Source organism: Galbibacter sp. BG1 (assembly GCF_013391805.1).
In the GTDB taxonomy this organism is placed as follows: Bacteria; Bacteroidota; Bacteroidia; order Flavobacteriales; family Flavobacteriaceae; genus Galbibacter.
Genome location: NZ_CP058364.1, coordinates 1603401 through 1629088 on the forward strand (window position 1 = coordinate 1603401; position 25688 = coordinate 1629088).

General features: G+C 38.3%; 23 protein-coding genes. 13 read left to right on the forward strand and 10 right to left on the reverse strand.

Annotated elements, in window-relative coordinates:
• The first annotated feature begins 6 nt into the window (after positions 1–6).
• The 3 genes from HX109_RS07120 to HX109_RS07130 all read left to right on the forward strand — a co-directional run bounded on the left by HX109_RS07120 (position 7) and on the right by HX109_RS07130 (position 5365).
• Complete coding sequence (locus tag HX109_RS07120; protein ID WP_178950608.1) at positions 7–3159, forward strand: efflux RND transporter permease subunit; 3153 nt, start codon at positions 7–9, stop codon at positions 3157–3159.
• Between the two features lie 52 nt (positions 3160–3211).
• Positions 3212–4561, forward strand: a complete 1350-nt coding sequence (locus HX109_RS07125; RefSeq protein WP_255462822.1) for an efflux transporter outer membrane subunit — start codon at positions 3212–3214, stop codon at positions 4559–4561.
• Positions 4562–4669: 108 nt separating this feature from the next.
• Complete coding sequence (locus tag HX109_RS07130) at positions 4670–5365, forward strand: Bax inhibitor-1/YccA family protein (protein ID WP_178950610.1); 696 nt, start codon at positions 4670–4672, stop codon at positions 5363–5365.
• A 19-nt stretch (positions 5366–5384) separates the two neighbouring features.
• Here HX109_RS07130 and HX109_RS07135 read toward each other — a convergent pair whose 3' ends face one another.
• The 3 genes from HX109_RS07135 to HX109_RS07145 form a co-directional block, all read right to left on the reverse strand.
• Complete coding sequence (locus HX109_RS07135; RefSeq protein WP_178950611.1) at positions 5385–6278, reverse strand: DUF1080 domain-containing protein; 894 nt, start codon at positions 6276–6278, stop codon at positions 5385–5387.
• A gap of 18 nt (positions 6279–6296) precedes the next feature.
• A complete protein-coding gene (locus HX109_RS07140; RefSeq protein WP_178950613.1) occupies positions 6297–6791 on the reverse strand; it encodes a c-type cytochrome in 495 nt (164 codons plus the stop codon).
• A gap of 128 nt (positions 6792–6919) precedes the next feature.
• Positions 6920–7879: a YheT family hydrolase gene (locus HX109_RS07145; protein WP_178950615.1), complete on the reverse strand. Its 960-nt coding sequence runs from the start codon at positions 7877–7879 to the stop codon at positions 6920–6922.
• Between the two features lie 103 nt (positions 7880–7982).
• On the opposite strand from HX109_RS07145, the gene HX109_RS07150 reads away from it, so the two are divergent.
• Positions 7983–8462 (forward strand): acyl-CoA thioesterase, encoded by a 480-nt coding sequence (locus HX109_RS07150; RefSeq protein WP_178950617.1) that lies wholly within the window; start codon positions 7983–7985, stop codon positions 8460–8462.
• A 93-nt stretch (positions 8463–8555) separates the two neighbouring features.
• Here the strand turns inward: HX109_RS07150 and HX109_RS07155 are convergent, their stop codons facing one another.
• Complete coding sequence (locus HX109_RS07155; protein ID WP_178950619.1) at positions 8556–9476, reverse strand: DMT family transporter; 921 nt, start codon at positions 9474–9476, stop codon at positions 8556–8558.
• Positions 9469–9822 (reverse strand): arsenate reductase family protein, encoded by a 354-nt coding sequence (locus HX109_RS07160; RefSeq protein ID WP_178950621.1) that lies wholly within the window; start codon positions 9820–9822, stop codon positions 9469–9471. The genes HX109_RS07155 and HX109_RS07160 overlap by 8 nt, the downstream gene beginning before the upstream one ends.
• Before the next feature lie 159 nt (positions 9823–9981).
• On the opposite strand from HX109_RS07160, the gene HX109_RS07165 reads away from it, so the two are divergent.
• Positions 9982–10440: a DinB family protein gene (locus HX109_RS07165; protein ID WP_178950623.1), complete on the forward strand. Its 459-nt coding sequence runs from the start codon at positions 9982–9984 to the stop codon at positions 10438–10440.
• Here HX109_RS07165 and HX109_RS07170 read toward each other — a convergent pair.
• A complete protein-coding gene (locus HX109_RS07170) occupies positions 10415–11191 on the reverse strand; it encodes a DUF3298 and DUF4163 domain-containing protein (RefSeq protein ID WP_178950625.1) in 777 nt (258 codons plus the stop codon). The two genes, HX109_RS07165 and HX109_RS07170, sit on opposite strands and share 26 nt — an antisense overlap.
• A 118-nt stretch (positions 11192–11309) precedes the next feature.
• Between HX109_RS07170 and HX109_RS07175 the strand changes: the two genes are divergently transcribed.
• Together HX109_RS07175 and gdhA are read left to right on the forward strand one after the other, a co-directional pair.
• The gene (locus tag HX109_RS07175; RefSeq protein ID WP_178950627.1) at positions 11310–12464 is read left to right on the forward strand and encodes a cystathionine gamma-synthase; all 1155 of its coding nucleotides are present in this window, start codon (positions 11310–11312) and stop codon (positions 12462–12464) included.
• Positions 12465–12575: 111 nt separating this feature from the next.
• Complete coding sequence (gdhA, locus tag HX109_RS07180) at positions 12576–13919, forward strand: NADP-specific glutamate dehydrogenase (RefSeq protein ID WP_178954102.1); 1344 nt, start codon at positions 12576–12578, stop codon at positions 13917–13919.
• 70 nt (positions 13920–13989) lie between these two features.
• On the opposite strand, the gene HX109_RS07185 is transcribed toward gdhA, so the two are convergent.
• Positions 13990–15174: an MFS transporter gene (locus HX109_RS07185; protein WP_178950629.1), complete on the reverse strand. Its 1185-nt coding sequence runs from the start codon at positions 15172–15174 to the stop codon at positions 13990–13992.
• Positions 15175–15367: 193 nt separating this feature from the next.
• Here HX109_RS07185 and recO point away from each other — a divergent pair, with 193 nt between their 5' ends.
• The 5 genes from recO (at position 15368) to HX109_RS07210 (ending at position 21580) form a co-directional block, all read left to right on the forward strand.
• A complete protein-coding gene (gene recO, locus HX109_RS07190) occupies positions 15368–16084 on the forward strand; it encodes a DNA repair protein RecO (RefSeq protein WP_178950630.1) in 717 nt (238 codons plus the stop codon).
• A 293-nt stretch (positions 16085–16377) separates the two neighbouring features.
• Positions 16378–19773, forward strand: coding sequence for an isoleucine--tRNA ligase (gene ileS / locus HX109_RS07195; RefSeq protein ID WP_178950632.1), 3396 nt, complete (start codon positions 16378–16380; stop codon positions 19771–19773).
• 4 nt (positions 19774–19777) lie between these two features.
• Entirely contained in the window at positions 19778–20158 is a 381-nt protein-coding gene (locus tag HX109_RS07200) for a TraR/DksA family transcriptional regulator (RefSeq protein WP_178950634.1), read from the forward strand.
• 100 nt (positions 20159–20258) lie between these two features.
• The gene (locus HX109_RS07205) at positions 20259–20876 is read left to right on the forward strand and encodes a hypothetical protein (RefSeq protein ID WP_178950636.1); all 618 of its coding nucleotides are present in this window, start codon (positions 20259–20261) and stop codon (positions 20874–20876) included.
• Between the two features lie 80 nt (positions 20877–20956).
• Positions 20957–21580, forward strand: coding sequence for a lipoprotein signal peptidase (locus tag HX109_RS07210; protein ID WP_178950638.1), 624 nt, complete (start codon positions 20957–20959; stop codon positions 21578–21580).
• Between the two features lie 3 nt (positions 21581–21583).
• Here the strand turns inward: HX109_RS07210 and HX109_RS07215 are convergent, their stop codons facing one another.
• From HX109_RS07215 to HX109_RS07225, 3 genes are all read right to left on the reverse strand, one after another.
• Positions 21584–22150, reverse strand: a complete 567-nt coding sequence (locus HX109_RS07215; RefSeq protein ID WP_178950640.1) for a 5-formyltetrahydrofolate cyclo-ligase — start codon at positions 22148–22150, stop codon at positions 21584–21586.
• A 3-nt stretch (positions 22151–22153) separates the two neighbouring features.
• Positions 22154–22561 (reverse strand): response regulator, encoded by a 408-nt coding sequence (locus HX109_RS07220; protein ID WP_178950642.1) that lies wholly within the window; start codon positions 22559–22561, stop codon positions 22154–22156.
• Between the two features lie 210 nt (positions 22562–22771).
• A complete protein-coding gene (locus HX109_RS07225) occupies positions 22772–23779 on the reverse strand; it encodes an IS30 family transposase (protein WP_178949235.1) in 1008 nt (335 codons plus the stop codon).
• A 113-nt stretch (positions 23780–23892) separates the two neighbouring features.
• On the opposite strand from HX109_RS07225, the gene uvrC reads away from it, so the two are divergent.
• The gene (gene uvrC / locus HX109_RS07230) at positions 23893–25686 is read left to right on the forward strand and encodes an excinuclease ABC subunit UvrC (RefSeq protein ID WP_178950644.1); all 1794 of its coding nucleotides are present in this window, start codon (positions 23893–23895) and stop codon (positions 25684–25686) included.
• Positions 25687–25688: the final 2 nt, after the last annotated feature.

Below are 25688 nucleotides of genomic sequence, written 5' to 3' on the forward strand. Positions count from 1 at the left end.
GATAGTATGTTAAAAGTATTTATAGAAAGGCCGGTATTATCTACCGTAATATCTATTGTAATTACCGTTATAGGGGTGCTGGGGGTACTCACGCTTCCGGTAACACAATATCCAGATATCGCCCCACCAACGGTACAGGTAACAGCATCTTATCCTGGTGCCAATGCAGAAACAATCTTAGAAAGTGTAATTGTGCCCATTGAAGAACAAATCAATGGGGTAGAGGGGATGACCTACATCACTTCCACCGCCAGTAACGATGGTAGCGCATCTATTACTGTTTATTTTGAACAAGGATACGATCCCGATATTGCGGCTGTAAACGTTCAAAACAGGGTGGCGCGTGCGAATGCTGTTTTGCCTTCCGAAGTAATTCGTGCCGGGGTAATTACACAGAAGCAGGAGAATTCCGCTTTGATGTATGTAGCGCTCTATTCTACCAACAAAGATTATGATGATGTTTTTCTTCAGAATTATTTAAATATCAATGTTCGCCCAGAGATTTTGCGTATTAAGGGTGTGGGTGCCGTGAATGTATTTGGGGCCAAAGAATATTCCATGCGGGTTTGGATAGATCCCGATAAAATGGCCAACTATTCCTTAACCAGTAACGATGTTATTGGAGCCATCAACGAACAAAGTTTAGAGGCTGCAGCAGGTTCTATAGGGCAGAATTCTGGAAAATCTTTTGAATATGTTATCAAATATAAAGGGCGCTTTAAAACACCTGAGGAATATAATAGTATCATTATAAAATCTTTAGGCAATGGAAAGTATTTACGCCTTAAAGATGTTGCCAAAGTAGAATTGGATGCGTTTTCCTATGCTTCTTTATCGAGGTCGAAAGGATATCCAGGGATTAACTTTGGGGTATTTCAAACACCGGGGTCGAATGCGCAGGAAATCATAAACGAAATTTATGGCAAGCTGGATAAGTTGGAAAAAGATTTTCCAAGCGGCGTTGAGTATTTGGTGAATTACGACACCAATAAATTTCTTACCGCTTCTATCGATAAGGTAAAGCATACTCTTATCGAAGCATTCCTTTTGGTGTTTTTGGTTGTTTTTGTCTTCCTTCAAGATGTAAAATCAACTTTAATACCTGCCATTGCAGTACCGGTAGCCATTATAGGAACCTTCTTTTTTCTGCAACTGTTGGGGTACTCGCTTAACTTACTAACGCTTTTCGCACTTATCCTCGCTATTGGTATTGTGGTAGATGATGCCATTGTGGTGGTAGAAGCCGTACATGCCAAATTGGAAGGGGGGTACGACAATGCGAGGAAGGCCTCCATTTCTGCCATGAGTGAAATCAGTGGAGCGATTATTTCGATTACTCTGGTAATGGCAGCGGTATTTATCCCAATCACCTTCATTCAAGGGCCTTCAGGGGTTTTTTACGAACAGTTTGGGGTAACACTGATAATTGCGATATTAATTTCCGCAGTAAACGCACTTACTTTAAGTCCTGCCCTATGTGCTATCTTTTTGAAACCGCATAAGGAAGAAGATAGGGAGAAAAAGAAAAGCTTTATTCAACGTTTCTATGCTGCCTTTAATGCAGGTTTTGAAGCAACGACACATCGATATACGAAATCCCTTGGTTTTTTACTGAAACACAAATGGATTACTGGAATTATTCTGGTAGCCGCCATCGCTGGAATCTTCTGGGCCAGTAACACAACGCCAACCGGTTTTGTGCCTACGGAAGATAGAGGGGTTATTTTTGTAAATGTGGAATTACCTCCAGGATCTTCCCTTGATAGAACATTCAATACCACGGAAGAGCTATACGATATAATTGAAGATATTGATGGTATTAGAACGGCTTCCTTAATTTCCGGTAGTAATTTCTTTTCTGGTGCCGGAAGCTCCTATGCGCTTGGGTTTATCATTTTAGAAGACTGGGAAGAAAGAACAACAGATGCGACTTCCGTAGAGGGGATTACCGCTCAATTATACCAAAAAACGGCTGGATTAAGCGATGCAAAATTGATATTTTTCCAACCACCGAGTATTCCTGGTTTTGGTTCTTCGGAAGGGTTTGAAGTGCAGTTATTAGATCGTGCAGCACATTCCTTAAAGGATTTGGATAAGGTTGCCGGTGATTTCGCCAGTGCTTTAATGCAAAATCCGGAAATAGGTTTTGCCAATAATTCTTTTAATACCAACTTCCCACAGTTGGAAATGGATATAAACATTGCCAAAGCCAAGGAAGCTGGAATTTCCGTAAACGATATTATTTCTACGCTCCAAGGTTATATAGGAGGGTTTTATGCGGCAGATTTTAGTAGGTTTGGTAAGCAATATCGGGTGTTTGTGCAGTCGGAACCAGAGGATAGGTCAGAAATAAGTAGTTTGAACAGTATTTACGTAAGAAATGCCGATGGGGAAATGGCACCCGTTTCCTCTTTCGTAACTTTAAAAAGAGTGTACGGTCCGCAGTCGGTAAATCGGTTTAACTTGTTCAATGCGGTAACCATTAACGGTTCTGCTGCTCCTGGGTTTAGTTCTGGGGATGCCATTAGCACCATTAATAAAGTTGCAGGGGAAACCTTGCCGAATAATTATGAGATAGCTTATTCCGGCTTAACAAGGGAGGAAATTGCCTCTACAGGTCAATCTGGACTTATTTTTGCTTTGAGTATTCTTTTTGTATACTTCTTTTTATCGGCACAATACGAGAGTTATATCCTACCATTTGCCATCCTTTTATCTTTACCTATTGGGGTTATGGGGGCCTTTATAACCACTAAATTTGCCGGATTGCAGAATAACATATATTTCCAAATTGCCCTTATAATGTTAGTGGGGCTGTTGGCAAAAAATGCCATTCTTATTGTGGAATTTGCCTTACAACGAAGGAGACAAGGAGTGCCCTTACTGGAAGCTGCCATAGAAGGGGCACGGGTTCGTTTGCGTCCTATTTTAATGACTTCCTTTGCGTTTATACTCGGTTTAATGCCATTGGTGTTGGCAAATGGAGTGGGTGCAGAAGGTAATAATTCCATAGGTACTGGAGCGGCAGGAGGAATGCTTATCGGTACAGTTTTAGGGGTTTTTGTAATACCTGTTTTGTTTGTTGTATTCCAATGGCTGCAGGAAAGAATTACCGGAGCTCCAGAGCCTAAAGTTGAACAAGATAATAGCGCAGAGTAGCATGATGAATTTAAATAAACATAGTATAGTATTAATTATTTGTGTTCCTCTAATGTTACAATCTTGCTTTGTAGCTAAAAATTATGAAAGGCCGGAAGTAGAAACAGATGATTTATATAGAACCGATAAAATTACCACAGACAGTACCTCTATCGGGATGGTTTCTTGGCGGGCGTTGTTTCAAGATCCTATTTTGGAACGGCATATCGATACCGCTTTGGCTAATAATTTGGATATAAGAATTGCGGTTCAGCAAATTTTAGCTGCGGAAGCTTACTTAAAGCAGGGTAAGGCAGGGAATTATCCTACCTTGGGCATTAATGCCGACGTAACCCGTCAGGTAAATTCAGAAAACAGTCAATTTGGAAGTATTTTCAGTGAACCCATTGAGCAGTACAACCTAAGTGCGAACCTTTCGTGGGAAGCAGATATCTGGGGGAAAATAAGAAGCGATAAACGTGCTTTTGAAGCCACTTACCTGCAGAGTATTGAAGCCCATAAAGCGGTTAAAACCGAGTTGGTAGCTTCTGTAGCTTCTGCCTATTACCAATTATTGTCGTTGGATGAGCAATTGAGGGTAACCGAAGAAACCATTACCACCAGGGCACAAAGTTTGGAAACAGCAAAAGCATTAAAAAATGCTGGAATGCTCACAGAAGTGGCAGTACAGCAAACGGCGGCTCAACTTTATAACGCACAAGCCATTAAAATCGATTTGGAGAATGAGATTAAATTATTGGAGAATACGTTTTCCATTTTGTTGGCTCAGCCTCCACAAGCGGTAGAAAGAACCAGCTTGGAAGAACAGGAGCTTACTTCCGATTTGGTGGTAGGTGTTCCTTATCTCTTATTGCAAAATCGTCCCGATGTAGCGGCGGCAGAATACAATCTTAGAAATGCCTTTGAGCTTACTAACGTGGCGAGAAGCAGTTTTTACCCTTCCGTAACCTTGAGCGCAACAGCCGGATTTCAAAGTTTGCAATTCGATAATTGGTTGGATGCGAGTTCTATTTTTAATACCCTAATTGGAGGTCTTATGCAACCAGTTTTAAACGGGAGAAGGATTAGAACTCAATATGAAGTTTCTCAAGCACAGCAGGAGCAGGCGTTACTCAATTACAAAAAAGCATTGTTGGTGGCTGGCCGTGAGGTTTCAGATGCTTTGTATAGGTACGATGCGGCTTCAGAAAAAATTGAAGTACGAGAAAGGGAATACGAAGCCTACAATAAAGCAACCGAATTTTCTAAAGAATTATTAAAACAAGGATTGGCAAACTATTTAGAAGTGCTAACAGCTCAAGAAAACGAACTTAACTCGGAGTTGCTCCTTGTTGAAAATAAATATGTAAAGCTAAATGCCGTGGTTACCCTTTACCAAGCACTAGGTGGAGGGTGGCAATAGTCATTTTTAAATTATACATATTACATTCATGGTTAATCCTCACTTCGGTGAGGATTTTTTTGCTTTTTAGGAAAGAAAGAATTTAATTAGCAATCTAAACTATTTACTATGAATGTTGAAAATTTATCACAAGAGCAAATCAAGGTCGAGCAAGGCAGGTTTATGACCAAAGTTTATGGTTGGATGTCTGGCGCTTTAATTTTAACTGGTATTATAGCTGCTTGGGTAGCGAATACAGAAGAAATTGTAAATGTAATTTTTAGCAACCGTCTCTATTTTTATGGGCTCTTAATTGTAGAGTTTTTGGCAGTAGCTTATTTAAGTGCGGCTATCAACAAGTTGAGCGCTAATACTGCTATTGCTTTATTTTTAGGATATGCTGCGCTAAACGGATTGACTTTTTCGGTTATATTTTTAGCGTTTACAGCAGAATCTATAGCTACAACATTCTACATAACCGCTGGGACTTTTGGTGCTATGAGTATTTATGGATATTATACCAAAACAGACTTGACGTCGGTAGGGAATATTGCATTTATGGGGCTTATCGGTTTGATTATTGCTTCGATAGTAAATTTATTCTTTCAAAATGAAATGTTGTATTGGATTGTTACCTATGCCGGCGTGTTAATTTTTGTTGCTTTAACAGCTTATGATACCCAAAAGATTAAGCGGCTGAATATAATTGGGAACGAAGGTACCGAAGAAGACCAAAAAGAAGCCATTATGGGAGCGCTTACCCTTTATTTGGATTTTATTAATCTGTTTCTATTCTTGCTTAGAATTTTTGGTAGAAGGAAGTAACGAGTATAAGGTATATTAATTACATTTCCTTTTCCTGCTTTAATATAGCCTCAATTGTAGCTTCTAGTTTTTCTTTATTGTCGTAGATTGGGGCTAAATCAATAATTTCTACTTTTCTAAACTCCACAGGGTGACTTTCACTTTGAATTGAAATATAGCCTTCTGTTAGTGGTTTTCCGTCTTGTTTTACTTTCGGATCGAAATTAGCAACTCCTTCCCCACCAATGGTTGGATTGTAATACTCCAGCACTGTTTCGCCTTCTAAGATATGTTTTACTACAGAATCTTTCAAAACTAAAAAGGTGCCACGTACCCATTGGTCGCCACGATAGGTTTTGGAAGAGGAATTGGTGCAATGAGGGGTAAATAGGGAATCTTTATAAATTACATTGGTGCCAGGCGTACAAAGGTTTAAAGTGGAGCGCTGTTCTTGGGAATCTAGCTTTCCGCCAAGAAACTGACCCTCGATGGAAATGGGAAAATCCTGATCTTTTAACATAGTTTGCGGATCTTGCCCATGCAGCATAGCGCCACTATTTCGCCAAGCCCAGCCTTCACCATCGGCTATTTGGTTATCGACAAAACGATATTCTATGGCCAAGAAATAAGCTGAAAACGGTTTGTTATAGAACAGATGTCCGTATTGGCGGTCGAAAACATCGTTGTAGCCGTCGTAGTTTACGGTAATGTTTCCATTTTTTACTGAAAAAGTATTGGCGTAATTTTCGCCTACCTCGTGTTTTGAAATTTTAGGGATCCAATCGCTTAAATCGTTGCCGTTAAAAAGTTGTTGCCAGTTTAATTCAATAGCGGCATCAACTTGTTCTACTGGCTCACTATCTTTTTTTTCTTGGTTTTTACAATGGATAAAAAGAACTGATAAGGCCAATAAAAAAAGCTGATGTCGTTTCATATAATATGGTAGGATGATTTATTTAACGCTTCTAATGTATTCAACAATAGCTCGCGCTTCGTCTTCTTTTACATTCTGGTTTAACATAATGGCATTGTTGTATTCCTTCATCAATGCAATGGCAATTGGGTCTTCTTTTAGCATCTTATCTGGATTGATAATCATATTCATTACCCAAGAAGGATTTCTTCTATCTAAAACATCTTTTAAAGCCGGCCCGATAAGTCTTTTGTCTATGACGTGGCAAGCAGTACATTTAGTATTGAAAATTTCTTTTCCTTTAGCCACCATTTCCTCATCTATCTCCGCAGGTAATTCCATTCCGCTAACAGGTCCAACTCCTTCGTTGTCCATATCGACTGGAGTTGCTGCGGTTTCTTCTTCTTTGCTCGATTTTTCAGGGGTGTTGGTCTGGTATTGAAATTTTTCTTCTTTCTTTTCCTTTTTTCCATCACCACAACTTACAATGGCCAAGGCTAATAAACAGCTGGCTATAGTACCGTATAATTTCATCTTTAAAGTTTTATAATTTATACCGCTAATATAAGTATTTATTACGCTTTTAGCGGACTGAAAATCTATAAAATTATATTTGTAACGCATTTCTGCCTTGGAGTGATAGAATGGTTTTTTAGGCTTTGCTAGAAAACAGAATTTAAAAATTCGATCGCCCTTTTCTCATTGTAATAAGTATTGTTTGCATCATAAAAACCAACGTGACCACCGTATTTTGGAACCTCTAGAAATAGAGAGTTGTTTTCTTCGGCCTGCTTATATGGGTAGCAGCTTTTAGATAAAAAGGAGTCGTTAGCTGCGTTTAAAATTAGGGTAGGGACTTTTATTGATTCTAATACCTGAAGCGAACTGCTTTTTTCATAATAGTCCAATGCATTTTTAAATCCGTGGGCTTGGGAGGTGTAGAAATCATCAAAATCTTTTAGGGTGATAATATTTTTTAAATCGCTATTGGAGATTTTATCCGGAAATTGTTCCTGTTTGTGTTTTAATTTTTGAAGGAGCGATTTTTTGAACCGTAAGGCATACAGGTAATTTTTTGTTTTATGAATTTCTAGCATGGAGCCGTGCAGATCGCATGGGGCCGATACCGCTATGGCTGCTTTAATTTTATTTGGAACTTCTTCTTCTCCCAAATATTTCAAAATTACATTGGCACCAAGGCTAAAACCTTTCAGTACAATTTCTGTATAGGGGAAGTTTTCAATTAAATACTTTACCAACCAAGCGAGTTCTTGAGAGTCTCCAGAATGGTAAGATCTAAACTTTTTGTTCTGGCTACCGCTGCAGCCCCGGTAATTGAGGGAAGCTACATCGTAATTGTTTTTATTGAAAATTTTGGCGCTTCCTGTAACGTAAGGTCTTTGTGCATTTCCTTCAAGTCCATGAAGAATTACGGTCAATTTATTGCTTTTGTTCTTGGAGTAGCTCCAATCGATATCCAAAAAGTCATCGTCGGGAGTAGTTATGGTTTGCCGCTCCTGTTCAACACCATGAACCTTTCTTATTTTTCCGGAATAAATGGTAGAAAAGTGACCATTTTTAAATAGCAAGAGCGGATTGTAGGAAGATGTTAGTATTGGCATATAAGGTGGTAATTCGGTAAATACGTTAAATATTATGCGTGCATAATATTAGTTTGTAAATTTGTTTTAACAGATAGCTTAAAAATAACAAAACTACAGAAATATGTACACAAAAGAATTTGAAATACGTTGGAACGATCTCGATGCTAACAGGCATTTGGCAAATAAAGCTTATGTGGAGTTTGCCGCGCATACTCGAATGTCTTTTTTGGTGGAAAATGGTTTCGATCAACGTTTGTTGGCAAAGCTCAATATAGGGCCGGTAGTATTTTACGAGCATATTTATTATTTTAAGGAAGTTTTCTCCGGAAAACCGGTACGTGTTTCTTTAGAATTAAAGGGACTTAGTGAAGATGGGATGTTTTTTGAATTTCACCACAATTACTACGATTATAAAGGAAGAAATGTTGCTCATTGCGAAATAATGGGGGCATGGATTGATCTTGGCTCGAGAAAGCTTATTGGTTTGCCTGAAGAGGCTTCAGAGTTGTTCGATAAGATTGAGCGGGCAAAAGATTTTCGTACGCTAACCAAAGAAGATACCCGTAAGTTCGCTAAAAAGCCGGTAGATTTACAGCAATAAAAGTACAGGTGTAGATTTCGAGATGCCTGAGTTAGAACCTCTGGCATTCAGTATCACTTTTTGGAATAACCATCGATTATGAACGCTTAAAAATTAATTACTGCTATTTCCTTCAGTGCTTATTTTTGGTTCTTTTTTTGTCTTTGTCACCAAATACACTCCCAAGAAAACAAGGCCGGCAGCAGTAACCCTAATAAAATTAAGCTTGTCTGCCCCAACAACAACCGCATATAGAATTCCTATTAAGGGCTGTAGGTAAACAAAGGCGCCTATGGTAGATGCTTTTAGTTGTTTAAGGGCATAAATATTCAATAGGTAGGTGGAAAATGTGGTTCCAATTACTACAAAGGCCATTCTCCATATGGCATCAAAAGGGAGTGTAGTCCATTGTACTGCTTTAAATTCTGAAATGGTAAATGGGAAATTTATTACGATTGCAATAAGGAATACCCATTTCATTATGGTAAAAGAATGGTATTTGGCCACCAAAGGTTTTACCAATACTAGATAAATACCGTAGGATGTTGCATTTACAATAAAAAGGATATTTCCCAAAGCGATATTTGGCGCATTCTGTTGCATTTCTTGACCAAAAAGTACCAAGCCCAAAGCTCCTGCGAAGCCTAGTAACACCCCAAAAGTCCGTATAAAAGTAATTCGCTCCTTAATTAAAATCGCCGAAAGGATGAATACAATTATGGGCGTAATGGTAACAATTACCGAGCTATTTATAGGAGTAGATAGGCTTAACCCTTTAAAGAAAGACAGCATGTTTATAACCATACCAAAAACAGAGCAACTAATAAGCCTAGGCCAGTCCTTAGTATCTATTTTTTCTTTAGGACCCCAAACGCTAATGAGCCAAAATAGTGCTGCTGCCCCTGTAACGCGCAATAAGATAAAACCAAAGGGCTCTATGTAATTGGGCATTACATCTTTGGCTACGGTATGGTTTATTCCGTAGATAAGACTGGCGCCAAAAGCAGCTACTAAGGCTAAAATTCGTTTATCCATGGATTGCTTTCTTAGCGCTTTCTACTGTTTTCTTACTATTTCCAATAAAAATGGCATCGTTGTTAATAATCACCGGCCTTTTAAGAAATGTATAGTGTTCTAGAATTAGGTTTTTATAATCTTCCTCGGTAAGGGTTTTATTTTTCAGCTCACGTTCTTTATACAACCTTGCTCTATTGCTGAATAAAGATTCGTAAGAACCAGAAATTGATTGCATTTCCTCGAGTTGTGCTGCTGTGATGCTTTCCGTTTTAATATCTTGAAAAACAAAACTGGAAGGGAGTTCAAGTTCTTTTATAATACGCTTACAAGTTTCGCAAGTGCTTAGGTGATAAATTTTTTGCATCTTCAGGAATTTTGAATGCAAATTTAGCGTTATTAACTTAGTTTTTATGGTTGTTGTTTCAGTTTTATAACAAACCACGATTACCTTGTTTTGAGTTATAATATAAAAGCAGTTTTCACGTAAATTTTGGTAATTTTACAGCTAATTAAGAAATAATTTATGATAGCGTATCAATTGGAGATCCTTCAGAAAAGCAGGGAAGCCGTTTTAAGGTTAACGGAAGGCTTAACCGAACAACAATTAAATAAAATCCCGGAAGGATTTAATAATAACATAGCTTGGAATGTAATTCATTTGGTGGTTACCCAGCAGCTTCTGTGTTATAAATTGGCAGGGAAAGATATGTATGTTTCAGATGAAATTGTGAATAATTACAGAAAGGGAACTGCTCCAAACCCAAGCCAGCCTGTCTCTTTAAAAGAGTTTGAAGCTTTTAAAATAGAGTTGATGAAAAATGTGGAGCGCATAAAAAACGACTACAATAAAGTCGATAATTTTAATAGCTATACCACGAGTGCTGGGGTTACCTTAAATACCATAAACGATGCCATTGCCTTCAATAATTACCACGAAGGATTGCATACAGGGTACATTATTGCTTTACTTCGAGCCATTTAGGTTTTATAAAAGATTTGGCCTCTTCAAAAGGGATCGAAATTTTCGTTAGACCGTCTGCATAGGCAGCAATTTCGTAAGGATTATAGGTTAAAATAATGCCATTCTCGTTGAAACCAATGCTGTTGGGTAGGTGGAAATTATCATTTTCAAACATAAATCCACTACTGTTTATATTGGCTTCAGGGCTTATTTTTTCTTGTTTCCTAAAGGTTTTTTCGGCAAAATCGATAAAAGATTTTTCGTCGATCAAGAGGTCTTTTGCACTTAATTCCTCACCTGTTTGAAGGTTGAAATTTAAATAACTTACACTGCCATACCCGTGGGCCCCACCGGTAAAAACATAGCTATCCATTTTAACAGAGGCAAAGTTTTCATTCTCAAAAGAAACTTTTCCTTTAATGCTAGCTTCCCATGGAATAATATCTTCCGGAAAACGCTCTTTTAACTGGGTGTAATCACTTCGGAAAATGGATAAGGCAGTTGTTATGGAGTCCGATGTTTTTTCTTCGGAATAGTTGAGGGTATTGATGACAAATTTTTCAATGGTCCCGTTAATTTTTGAAGCTGCTTCAACTGCAGGTTCTGCCTGTGGTATTTGAATAGTTACCTTAGGGCAATCAGTACAGTTTTTAGGGCAATCAGTACAGTTTTCAGTCGGAATATCCTTATTTACAAAACTTAAGGTCTCTTCGCTATCGCAAGAGATGAAAAGGAATAGGATGCCCAACAAAAGGGTGAAAAATTGCTTCATAGTGCAGTTGTTAAATAAAGAATAAAGGTATGACGTTCTTTGCTATCACCAAAAGTAAATGATATTTTTGATAGAGAAGTGTTTTTAAATTCATTTTAAGAAAAATACACCTGATAATATGAGTAAAGACAAACTACGTTTTAACACTAAAACCATACATGGTGGTCAAGAACCCGATAAAGCATATGGTTCCGTAATGCCGCCTATTTACCAAACATCCACTTACGCTCAAAGCACTCCTGGAGGACATCAAGGATATGAGTATTCCCGAAGTGGGAATCCTACGCGAACAGCTTTGGAGAACAGCTTGGCAAGCATTGAAAATGGCGCTTACGGTTTGGCATTCGCTAGCGGACTCGCAGCGATAGATGCCGTTATAAAATTGTTGAAGCCTGGCGATGAGGTTATATCCACTAACGATTTGTATGGAGGTAGTTACCGTTTGTTCACTAAGATTTTCGAGGACTTCGGGATTAAATTTCATTTCGTGAATATGGAATCGCTTTCGAATGTGGAGAATGCCATAAACAAAAATACAAAACTCATCTGGGTAGAGACACCTACCAACCCTATGATGAATATTATAGATATAGAAGCTATTTCTAAAATTGCTAAAAAACACCAACTGCTGCTCGGGGTAGACAATACGTTTGCGACACCTTATTTGCAGCGACCATTGGATTTGGGTGCTGATTTAGTGATGCATTCTGCTACCAAATACCTAGGTGGGCATAGCGATGTGGTTATGGGAGCCTTGGTAGTAAAAGATAAAAAGCTTGCAGAAAAACTTTATTTTATACAAAACGCCAGTGGGGCAGTTGCAGGGCCAATGGATAGCTTTTTAGTGCTTAGGGGGATTAAAACACTTCATATTCGTATGCAGCGGCATTGCGAAAATGGAGAAGCTGTTGCTAAATACTTGGCAAACCATCCAAAAATAGAAAAAGTATATTGGCCTGGCTTTAATTCTCATCCCAATCATGAAATTGCTAAAAAACAAATGAAAGGTTATGGGGGAATGATTTCTTTTGTGACAAAAGGCAATAATTATCAAGAAGCCATTCGTATCGTAGAGAATTTGAAGGTTTTTACACTTGCAGAGTCCCTGGGCGGAGTAGAGTCTTTAGCCGGTCACCCAGCAAGTATGACGCATGCTTCCATTCCAAAAGAAGAAAGGGAAAAGACGGGGGTTGTAGATGCATTGATTAGGTTAAGTGTTGGCATTGAGGATGAAAAAGACCTAATTGAAGATCTTGAGCAAGCAATAGGATAGCGAAAACGTTTGAAATTGACGATTTAATAAAATAATAACCTACATTTTTTAATAAAAGTTATAATTTTGCTTTTAAATTATTAAATACTTAATCCATTTTTTATGAACGCAATGGAGCAAAAAATAGAAGCATTTATGGACGAAGTTAAACTTCGTAATGCTCACGAACCAGAATTTCTTCAAGCAGTGCAGGAAGTTGCAGAAACCGTACTTCCATATATTGCCCAGCATGAAATTTACAATGGTAAAAATATATTATTAAGAATGGTAGAGCCGGAACGAGCTATTATGTTTCGCGTGCCATGGGTAGACGATAAAGGAGAGATCCATGTTAATAGAGGTTATAGAATTCAAATGAGTTCTGTGATTGGTCCCTACAAAGGTGGACTTCGTTTCCACCCAACAGTGAACATGAGTATTCTTAAATTCTTGGCTTTCGAGCAAGTTTTTAAAAACAGTTTAACAACCCTTCCTATGGGAGGCGGTAAAGGAGGATCGGATTTTGACCCGAAAGGAAAATCTGATGATGAGATCATGCGCTTTTGCCACAGCTTTATGTCAGAACTCTTTAGACATATCGGTCCGAATACCGATGTACCCGCTGGTGACATAGGGGTAGGAAGCCGTGAAATTGGATTACTGTTTGGGATGTACCGAAAAATCAAGAACGAATTTACAGGGGTTTTAACCGGTAAAGGTCTTTCTTGGGGTGGATCCTTAATCCGTCCAGAAGCTACAGGATATGGGAACGTTTATTTTGCGCAAAATATGTTGGAGCGTAAAGGAGATAGTTTTGAAGGTAAAATTGTAACTGTTTCAGGTTCTGGGAATGTAGCGCAATATGCTACGGAAAAAGCTACGCAATTAGGGGCAAAAGTGGTAACACTTTCAGATTCTTCAGGAACCATTTACGATAAAGATGGTATTGATGAAGAAAAACTTTCGCACGTGATGCATATTAAAAACGTAAAACGCGGAAGGATTTCAGAATATCTTGAAAAATATCCAGATGCGGAGTATTATGATGGAAAAACGCCATGGCATATTAAATGCGATATTGCTTTGCCATGTGCTACCCAAAACGAATTGGATAAAGATAATGCCAAGGATTTAGTCGATAACGGTTGTATTTGTGTAAGTGAAGGGGCTAATATGCCTTGTACGCCAGGCGCGATAACTGTTTTTCACGAGGCAAAAATTTTATTTGCTCCCGGGAAAGCTTCGAATGCTGGAGGGGTTGCTACTTCCGGATTGGAAATGGCGCAAAACTCACTTCGTTATAGCTGGACGAGAGAAGAGGTAGACGATAAACTAAAAGGGATTATGAAAAGCATTCATAATGCTTGTATCGAGCATGGTGAAGATGGCGATGGATATATAAACTATGTTAGAGGAGCTAATATTGCAGGTTTTGTGAAGGTAGCAGATGCTATGTTGGCACAGGGTGTGGTGTAATATAAAGTTCTTTTAAAATATTATAGACCCGACAGGTTTTTGAAATCCTGTCGGGTTTTTTGTTTCTATATTAATTGTTTTGTACCAGCGGAGTCTTGTACTTTTTCCTCATATAAATATTAAGTCCGAGGAAGGCTATTATTAAAATTGCGGGGAGTATAGACATGGTGCGCAGCGCTTCGGTAGCGTTTGCGGTATCCATCAATCGGCCCATAATAGGCAAAACCAAAGAAACGGAAAGCATTCCTGCACCACCCATAATAGATAGTCCCAAAGCACCGGTTTCTGGCAGGTATTCGGCCACAAAACCAATCATAGTAGGCCAGAAAAATGTTACGCCTATAGCAAATACAGCAGCTGCAGCAAAGGTAAAACCGCCACTGGTAATGGTAAGCAACCAGAGGCCGATAAATGTAAAAATTGCTGAGAATAAAAGCATTCCAGCGGGTTGTAGTTTATGTATCACCTGCCCAGCAAAGGCGCGGCCGAGTGCCATTATGCCATTAATAAAGGCCAATACTAGCAGCGGGTAAGCCACAGAATTGTGTAGGAGCGACTCTATTCTTTGGGTAGTTCCTAGCTCTGAGGCTGCCGTCATAAGCATACAAACAACCATAAAAATAAATAAAGGCTTTCCAAGGTTTCTTACCATATTCCCAAAAGAACCCCCCATTTGTACCCTTTCGGTAACGGGAAATTTTTTGCCCCAAAAAATCAGGCCATAGATTATAACTGGAATGTAAAGCAAGCCAACCATTATCTGCCAACTTAAGCCCATTACATCCATTACGAGCCATCCTAAAATAGAGCCAATTACAATTCCGCCAGGGAACCATACATGGAAACGGTTGAGCATTTTGGTCTTTTTTGTCGGAAACATGGAAGCAATCATGGGGTTGAATGCGGCTTCTACCATTCCGTTTCCTATACCTACAAAAAGGGTTGCTATAAAAAGTGAATTCATATCATTCGCCATAATCGTTAAGGTGATACCAATAGCGTGGGTAACAAAGGCGATCCAGGATATTCTTTTAATACCTAAACTATCTACAAGCGGTCCGCCAAATATCATGGCTAGCGTAAAACCCCAAAACGCGGGGGCGAAAGCTGTCCCTATTTGTTCAAGACTAAGGCCAACTCCTGCTGGGCCAAAGACCATTTCCAGCTTTGCTCGAATCGCAAACGTCATAGAGGTAACAACCAGTGCTATACAGGAACCAATAAATAGTTGTTGCTTGTTAATGTTTTCTTCCATCGTTTAGTGTAGTTTTGGTTACTTGTTATTCAATCGTTTTATATTGTACAATTATTCAGGGGTATTTCTATTGTATTCCTAAAAATACCGATAAAACTTTTGCAAAATAATAAAATATTATCAATAATAGTCAGTTTGACTTTTTGAATTTTCCGTCGTAAGCTTATAAACGAATTTTAAGCATCTTTGTAATATGATTGTTACTACGAAGGCCATTGTACTTTCTGCTCTAAAATATGGAGACACCAGCTTAATTGTAAAGCTTTTTACAGAGAGCGATGGTGTAAAGTCTTATATGTTGAAAGGGGTGCTTTCTTCAAAAAAAGGAAAAGTAAAAAAGGGCTACTTCCAACCTTTAACGCAATTGGAGGTAGTGGCAAACCATAAAAACAAAGGTACTTTAGAAAGCATCCGGGAAGTAAAGCTTACATCCAGCTACAAAACTTTGCAAACCGATGTGTTAAAAAGTTCGATTGCTTTGTTCCTTTCGGAAATGTTGGTAGTTTCCCTTCAAGAGGAAGAGGAGAATAAAAGGCTTTTCGAGTTTATTTCAAACTCATTTTCTTGGCTTGATGATACCGATGAAGTGGGGAATTTCCACATTTCATTCTTGGTTCAGCTAACTTCATTTCTCGGGTTTTATCCAGATGATTCCTATATAGATGCGGCTTATTTCGATTTGGCTGAAGGTGTTTTTGTGCCTTCACTTTATAACGAGGTCATGGAAGGAGCTGGCCTGATGGCCTTCAAAAAATTTCTAAAGTGCGATTACGATGAGGCAAGACTTATTAAAATGGGGAGGGGTACACGCTCTGAGTTGTTGAATAGCCTTATTCGGTATTATCAATTGCATTTAAACGATTTTAAAAAACCAAAATCTTTGGAAATCCTTCAGCAGGTCTTCGGTTAGGCGATATTTTTTCTTTTTTTGTTCCCATGGGTATCTTTTAAAAATATCATGGACACATAAATTGGCTTCTTGCACCATTATTTTTCAGTAAAAATCTCTTTCAAACCGTTGCTTTTAATGGTTTTAAGGTATGTCAATTCGCTGGAATTTAGTAATTTTGCAAACTTTAAACCCTCATAGGGGGTGATTTTAAGACGTTTATCGTTAAAGCGAATTTTAAATTATTATTTTGTGGCCCCACTAGTGTGGCTAGGGTAAGGTAATTAAGACAAAGGTTAACCGATTAGATATAAATGAAGTTTACAGAATATAAAGGATTGGATTTGCCTAAGACTGCAGAAGAAGTTCTAAAGTTTTGGGAAGAACAGGATATTTTTGAAAAAAGTATAACCACTAGGGAAGGAAAAGAACCTTTTGTTTTTTTTGAAGGTCCTCCTTCGGCCAATGGGTTGCCTGGAATTCACCACGTAATGGCACGTGCCATTAAAGATATTTTTTGTCGTTACAAAACCCAAAAGGGATATCAAGTTAAACGAAAAGCTGGATGGGATACACACGGCTTACCTGTAGAGCTTGGGGTGGAAAAAGAATTGGGGATTACCAAAGAAGATATCGGTACTAAAATATCGGTAGAAGAATACAACGAAGCTTGTAAAAAAGCGGTAATGCGTTATACAGATATCTGGAACGACATGACCCGCAAAATTGGTTATTGGGTAGATATGGAAGATCCATACATTACTTACAAACCAAAATATATGGAGAGTGTTTGGTGGTTGCTTAAGCAAATCTATAACCAAGATTTGATGTACAAGGGGTATACCATCCAACCTTATTCTCCAAAGGCAGGAACAGGGTTGAGTTCTCACGAAATCAACCAGCCAGGGGCCTATCAAGATGTTACCGACACTACTATTGTAGCGCAATTTAAAGCAAAAGAAGAAACCCTGCCTTCCTTTTTAAAAGGTTTTGGTACCGTTCATTTCTTAGCTTGGACAACTACTCCATGGACGCTTCCGTCGAATACAGCATTAACAGTTGGGCCTAAAATCGATTATGTTTTAATAAAAACTTTTAATCAATACACGTTTGAGCCTGTAAATGTAGTAGTGGCAAAACCTTTATTGAAGAAACAATTTTCTGGTAAATATTTTGAAGGTTCAGAAGAGGATTTTCAGAATTATAAAGAAGGAGCTATGAAAATACCTTACCAAGTTGTTGCTGAAGGTAAAGGAGCGGATATGGTTGGGGCAGAATACGAGCAGCTATTAAACTATGCGTTACCGTATCAAAATCCAGAAAATGCTTTTAGAGTAATTTCTGGAGATTTCGTAACTACCGAAGATGGTACAGGTATTGTACATACAGCGCCTACTTTTGGTGCCGATGATGCCAAGGTAGCTAAAGAAGCTACTCCTGAAATTCCACCAATGTTGGTATTGGATGCAAACGACAATCCGGTGCCTTTAGTAGATTTACAAGGGAGATTTAGAGCAGAACTACCCGAAATTGGCGGAAAATATGTTAAGAATGAATATTACAATACGGGAGAAGCTCCAGAGAAATCGGTAGATGTCGAGATTGCAATTAAATTAAAAGAAGAGAATAAGGCCTTTAAGGTTGAAAAATATGTTCACAGTTATCCGCATTGTTGGAGAACAGATAAACCGGTGTTGTACTACCCGTTGGATTCTTGGTTTATAAAAGTTACCGAGGTAAAGGAACGGATGTATGAATTGAATAAAACCATCAACTGGAAGCCGAAGGCAACTGGCGAAGGAAGATTTGGAAATTGGCTGCAGAACGCCAACGACTGGAACCTTTCGCGTTCTCGTTTTTGGGGAATTCCATTGCCTATTTGGCGTACGGAAGATGGTAAGGAAGAAATTGTTATAGGTTCTGTGAAAGAGCTAAAGGCAGAAATGGCAAAAGCGGTTGCAGCGGGAGTTATGGAAACCGATATCTTTGCAGACTTTGAAGTGGATAATATGAGTGAAGAGAACTATGATAAGGTAGATCTTCATAAAAATGTAGTAGACCAAATTGTGTTGGTTTCACCTTCCGGAAGACCCATGAAGCGTGAAGCCGATTTAATAGACGTTTGGTTCGATTCTGGTTCGATGCCATATGCCCAATGGCATTATCCTTTTGAAAATAAGGAGAAAGTTGATCAAAAAGAAGCCTATCCGGCTGATTATATAGCCGAAGGTGTCGACCAAACAAGAGGATGGTTTTATACCCTACACGCAATTGGTACCATGGTTTTCGATTCTGTGGCTTACAAAAATGTAGTTTCAAACGGACTGGTATTGGATAAAAATGGACAGAAGATGTCTAAGCGTTTAGGAAATGCCGTAGACCCTTTTGAAACCCTCAAGGAATATGGTCCAGACGCTACGCGTTGGTACATGATTTCCAATGCGAATCCATGGGATAACCTAAAATTTGATTTAGAAGGGATCGCAGAGGTGCGAAGAAAGTTCTTCGGAACACTTTACAATACCTACTCTTTCTTCAGTCTATATGCAAACATCGACAACTTCACCTATGCCGAAGATGATATTCCTGTGGAGGAAAGACCTGAAATTGATCGTTGGATCCTTTCAGAATTAAATACATTGGTGAAAAAGGTAGATGAAGCTTATGCCGACTACGAACCGACGAGAGCCACAAGAGCGATATCCGACTTCGTTCAGGAGAATTTGAGCAATTGGTATGTGCGGTTGTGCAGAAGGCGTTTTTGGAAAGGCGATTATGAAAAAGATAAGATTTCTGCCTACCAAACCCTTTACACATGCTTGGTAACGGTTGCTAAATTAGGAGCTCCAGTGGCTCCTTTCTATATGGATCAGCTATATAAAGATCTGGTATCCACTACCAATAGAGAGAAGAGCGAAAGTGTACATCTAGCGGATTTCCCTCAATTTGTAGAAAACTTTGTTGATAAGTTGTTGGAAGGAAGAATGGAGAAGGCACAGGTTATTTCTTCTTTGGTACTGTCCCTGCGGAAAAAAGAAATGATAAAAGTGCGCCAACCGCTGCAAAGGGTAATGATACCAGTACTTGACGAAGCACAGCGAGACGAGATTATGGCAGTGGAAGAGCTTATAAAATCGGAAGTTAACGTAAAGGAAATCGAGTTGATCGATGATGCTTCCGGGCTTTTAGTAAAGCAAATTAAGCCAAATTTCAAGGTGCTTGGGCCTCGTTTCGGCAAAGATATGAAGCTGATTGTCAGTGAAATAAACAAATTCGACCAGCCTGAAATTCAGAAAATAGAAAAGGAGGGTGAGATTGTTATTGAAATTAATGGAAAAAGCATTACTTTAGGAATCGATGAAGTGGAAATTTCATCGCAGGATATAGAAGGGTGGTTAGTAGCCAGTTCGGGTGCAATCACAGTAGCATTAGATGTAACGATCAACGATGATTTACGAAATGAAGGCGTAGCTCGGGAATTAGTAAATCGTATTCAAAACCTTAGAAAAGACTCCGGTTTTGAAGTAACAGATAAAATCGATGTGAAGTTGCAGAAAGATGGATTTGTAGAAAAAGCTGTCCAAAATAATATGGACTATATCAAAGCGGAAACCTTAACAGCAGAGCTTAATTTTGAAGATCATCTCAATAATGGTACAGAAATTGCGTTTGATGAGGTGAATACCAGATTAATCATTCAAAAACACTAGTACGATGGAAACAGACATGAAAGTAAGGTACTCAGATAAAGATCTAGCAGAGTTTAGAGCACTTATAGAGGCTAAAATGGAGAAGGCTTATCAAGATTTGGAGCTTTTGAAGAGTTCTTATAAAAATGATGGTAATAATGGAACAGACGATACCTCGCCTACATTTAAGGCGTTTGAGGAAGGTTCTGAGACCATGAGCAGGGAAGCGAACACACAACTTGCATTGCGTCAAGAGAAGTTTATCCGAGATCTTAAAAATGCATTGGTGCGTATTGAAAACAAAACCTATGGTATTTGCAGGGTTACTGGGAAACTTATCAATAAAGAGCGGTTAAAATTGGTTCCGCATGCTACCCTTAGCATCGAAGCTAAAAATATGCAGTAACATATTCAACTATTTTTATACAAAAAACGCTCTTAAACTGGGCGTTTTTTTGCTTTTTACAACCTTTAGCCACCAAAACTGTAACTTTTAATGTTTTTAAATGAGATTCTGGTTACTAGTTTTAATCCTTTTTCAAAGTAGTATCAGCCTTGCCCAAAAAGCTGTTACAAAATCAGTTGCTGCAGAGGGGGTTTCCTTTGTCTCCATAGATGCATCCAACCTATTTAGTGTATCCATAAGTACCGGCAACAACGAAAAAATCGCTTTGCGCACAACGATGGAAGGCGAATATCAAAATGAATATATAAACACCATAAAGGAAGAGGGGACTACATTGTTTGTGGGGGTTGAAAAAAGGCCTCTATTCAATGCTCCAAATGATAAACTGAGTGCCCATAAGGTGGTATCGGTTCATTTGGAAATAAAGGTGCCAAAAAATATGGACGTTAAAATTTACGGTGACTATACCGAGATCAAGGCTACCGGTGAATTTGGCGTTTTAGAATTAATTACAGGGAATAAATTGATTTTCCTGGACAGTGTGCAAGGCCTTTTGGTAAATGCAAGGACGCAAAACGGAAATATTATCCTTAAAGATGCCAGCGGAACAATAGAGGCAAACTCTAAATATGGAAAAGTCCATCGGGAGGGTGCTATTTTTGATGGAAACACTAAGTTCGAGATAAATTCGTTGAATGGTAACATTTACATTCAATAAACAGAATAATATCCTTATTTTTACCGCCATTGAAAAATAAGAATCCATTATACTTTGCTGTAGGCAATTATTTTTAAAGCATGTCATTAAAAAAAGCAACCCTTATTATTGTTTTGGTGCTACTTCTAGACCAAATTTCAAAGATTTATATAAAAACACATTTTGTTTTAGGAGAATACGTAGAGGTTTTCAGTTGGTTTAAGATTCTATTTATAGAAAACGAGGGTGCCGCGTGGGGAACTAAAATCAGTGATATTATTCCCGTTATTTCCGATGCTACGGGAAAACTAGTGCTTACCGTTTTTAGATTGTTTGCCATTTGTGGGATTGCCTATTGGTTATACGATTCGGTAAGAAAAAATGCAACTTCAACCTTGATTGCCGCCATTGCCTTAATTTTTGCGGGAGCCCTTGGTAATATTATCGATTCTGTTTTTTATGGAGTTGTTTTTAACGATAGTTACGGCCAGGTAGCCACTTTATTTGCTGAAGAACCCTACGGAACGCTGTTTCATGGCAAAGTGGTAGATATGCTTCATTTCCCAATGATAGACACCGTACTTCCAGATTGGGTGCCAATTTGGGGAGGCTCTAATTTTAGGTTTTTTGAGCCAGTTTTTAATGTGGCCGACGCAGCAATAAGTATTGGTGTTGGTGTTTTGTTGGTTTTCAACAAGAAAGCATTCCCGAAAAATCAAAAGTAAAGTTTAAAACGTATAAACTCCATCCGGGGTAACACAATAATCCACAGGAATATCTTCCGTAGAAATATCGGTAAAAACATCCTTTTCAGGAGGAAAAAAGGAAAGTCCGATTTTAATGACGCTCTCTTTACACGAAGCTAAAAACCGATCGTAAAATCCTTTTCCGTAGCCAATTCTATTCCCTTTGTGGTCGTAAGCCAAAAGGGGTACAAAAACTACATCAATTTTGTGGTTGGGTACCTCTATTCCGTCTACGGGTTCGGGAATACCATAGTTATTAACCTTTATAGCGGTATTATCGGTAAGTAAATAATTGGTGAGTGTACCTGTTTTAAAATTGCTTTTTGGGATGATTACTTCTTTATCTTTTCCTTGGAGGATGCTAAGAACAAAAGAGGTATCTATTTCTTTTTGGTTTTCCATGCTAAGAAAAATATGGAAATAGGTATTGTTCCATATATCTAGCGGTAAAAGTTGGTTGGCAATGGCAATACTTAATTCTTCAATATTGCTAGTAGTAAGTTTTGAGCGTTTATTTTTATATTCTAAACGAAGCTCAGTTTTATTCATGTATTAAACTTTTTCAAACATCTCTTCCAATTCTCCCAATGAGATTGGCTTTACCCAATAATCTGAAACCTCTTCAAAGGCTTTTGCTCTTTCTATGTCTTCAGGATTAATGGAGGAGCTTACCACGTAAAGCGTAATGGGGTGGTCTAATTCGCATTTAATTTTTACAAATTCTTCCAAAAACTGCCATCCGTCCATTACCGGCATATTAAGGTCCAACAGGATTACCTGCGGAAGTTTTTCTTTTTCTGGCTGTTCGAAAACGCCTTTAAAATAAGAGTAAGCTTCGCTGCCATTTTCGAATACCAAAAACTCCTTACACAGTTTTTTAATATCCAATAAACGCGACAACATTTTTACATAGAGCTTGTCGTCATCTATAATACAAGCTAGGTCAATTTTATGATTCATGAATGTAATGTTAGGGCTACAATTATAATGAATTAGGTGCTAAATATAGTTTTTTTTTAATATTTCATTGTATTAAAAAATTACAGGTTTCATAAAATGATCGAAATTGTTAATTTAAGTTAAAAGATATAATCTTTTTCTGTCATATAAAAAGAAAATTTACTGAAATGGATTTTAATTTTTGTTTGAATTATCTTTGAAAGGCTGAGTTCAACCCATAAGTGCAAAACATTTGTTTCTTAGGACTTCAATTGGGTTTTGGTAATTAAATTTTCTAATCGGTCTGTAATTTAGTAATCTTTCAACTTCTTTTATTCTTTTTTCTGAGACTTTTCTCAGGTCTGTTTTCTTCGGAAAAAATCTTCTTATCACACCTATTCTATTCTCTACGGTTCCTTTATCCTGTGATGTATAAGGTCTGGTAAAGTATGTTTTTGCGTTGAGGAGCCTTCCTATTTTTTGATGCTGTGCAAACTCCTTTCCGTTATCGAAGGTCAAGGTCTTCACCCAAGATGAACTGAAGTTGGTGAGCCTCTTCTCCATTTTTTCATATACCTCCCCAGCTTCTTTCCCACTTAGTTTTTCCATCATCGTTACCAATGTGGCCCTGTCTGTCATTACCAAAAGAGCCGATCTGTGATTGCTTCCCATCATCAGGTCTACTTCAATATCGCCTATACGCTCACGGTGGTCCAGCACATCTGGGCGCTGGTCAATTCCTACACGGTTTTTAATGGCTCCCCGCTTATCCTTGGCGTTCCCTCTCTTTTGCCTCCTGCTACCATGCTTGAGATCTTTGTAGAGTTTAGCGTATTTAGCATCTGCCTTTTTCTTGCTCTTCTTAACGCTCCATATCCACTGGTATATTGTCTCGTGGCTCACACAGGTTTCCTCTTCAATAGCTAAGCGTTTGCTTATAAGTTCTGGACTCCACTTTTCATAACGGAGCAAACCCGCGATACGCTCTTTCAACTGTTCCGTGAGCTGTAATTTCTTGGGCTTCATTTTATGCCTGTTATCTGCTCTTCGCTGTGCATTTTTGGCTATATAGCTGCCAGCGGTCTTTCCCCGTTTGGCAATGTTCCTAGATAACTCCCTGTAAACGGTACAGGGGTCGACCCCGATAATTATAGCTATTTCACTTTTACTGATTTCTGTTTCCAATAAGGCTTCAATTTGATACCTTTGGTGGATGGTCAATTGTTTGTATTTTTTCATGCAAGATTAATATAACAATTGGTCCTAAAACTCTTGGGGCTAGCCCCAAGAGTTTTAAATATTAATTTTGCACTTATTCCTTGAACTTAGAAAGTATAAATTGAAATGTGCTCATGAGTAAAACCCCAATAGATATACAATTACAAACCTTGCCAGATAGTCCTGGGGTTTATCAATTCTATAACAAGGAGGGAAAGATCATTTATGTGGGAAAGGCAAAAAACCTAAAGAAGCGGGTTTCTTCCTATTTTCATAAAAACCACGAATATGGAAAAACTAGGGTACTGGTAAAAAAAATAGACACTATAAAGCATATTGTGGTGCCTACGGAAACCGATGCGCTGTTGTTGGAGAATAACCTTATAAAAAAATATCAACCAAGGTATAATGTAATGCTGAAAGACGACAAGTCTTATCCTTGGATCTGCATAAAAAATGAACGCTTCCCCCGTGTATTCCCTACCCGTAATTTAATAAAGGATGGTTCTGAATACTTCGGGCCTTACACAAGCATGAAAACGGTTCGAACTCTTCTAGACCTCATTAAAGGTCTTTATTCTTTGCGAACCTGTAATTACGATTTGTCTAAAGAGAAGATCGAAGCGGGCAAATACAAAGTGTGTTTAGAGTATCATTTAGGGAACTGCAAGGGGCCTTGTGAAGATTACCAATCGTTGGTAGAATACGATCGACAAATAGAGGCCATTCGCGAAATTATAAAGGGGAACTTTAAAGATTCCTTAAACCAGTTTAAAATACAAATGAAAACGCTGGCTGAAGAGATGCGGTTTGAAGAAGCCCAAAAAATAAAGGAAAAAATAGATGTTTTAGAGAACTATCAAGCAAAATCTACCGTAGTTAATCCAAAGATCAGTAATGTAGATGTGTTTTCCATTGTGTCGGATGAAAGCTTTGGGTATGTTAATTTCCTACAATTATCCTATGGTTCAATCATCAGGGCGCATACGATAGAAATAAAGAAGAAGCTTGATGAAAGCGATAAAGAGTTACTGGAATTGGCGGTTATAGAGTTGCGCACACGTTTCAATTCGCAATCCAAAGAGATTTATTTGCCATTTGAAGTGGAGGTGCCAGAGGGGGTTAAAATAACCATTCCTAAATTAGGAGATAAAAAGCGAATTTTGGAACTTTCTGAAAGGAATGCCAAATTTTATCGACAGGAACGTTTTAAGCAAATTAAAATAGTGGATCCCGACCGCCATGTAAAACGTATCATGGGGCAAATGAAGAAAGATTTACGCCTGTCTGAAGAACCAAGGCATATTGAATGTTTCGATAATTCCAATATTCAAGGTACCAATCCGGTTGCAGCATGCGTTGTTTTTAAAGATGGAAAACCGAGCAAGAAAGATTATCGGCATTTTAATATAAAAACGGTGACGGGCCCCGATGATTTTGCCTCTATGGAAGAGGTGGTGCACCGGCGGTATAAGCGATTGCTTGAAGAAGATGAGCCCTTGCCGCAATTAATCGTTATAGATGGCGGTAAAGGTCAGCTTTCATCGGCATTAAAAAGTTTGGATCGATTGGGTTTGAGGGGAAAAATTGCCATTATAGGAATTGCAAAGAAATTGGAAGAGATTTATTATCCGGGAGATTCTATTCCCATGTATTTGGATAAAAAATCTGAAACCTTAAAAATTATACAGTATTTAAGAAACGAGGCACATAGATTTGGAATTACTTTTCACAGGAACAAGCGAAGTAAGGCGGCAATTAATTCAGAATTGGAGAATATTGAAGGAATAGGGGAGAAAACCGCGAACGATCTATTAAAAAAATTCAAATCGGTAAAAAGAATCAAGGAAGCTTCCGAAGTACAGATTGCAGAGGTTATCGGGGCATCTAAAGCACAAAAGGTATTCCAGGCCTTTCACAAGTCATAAAA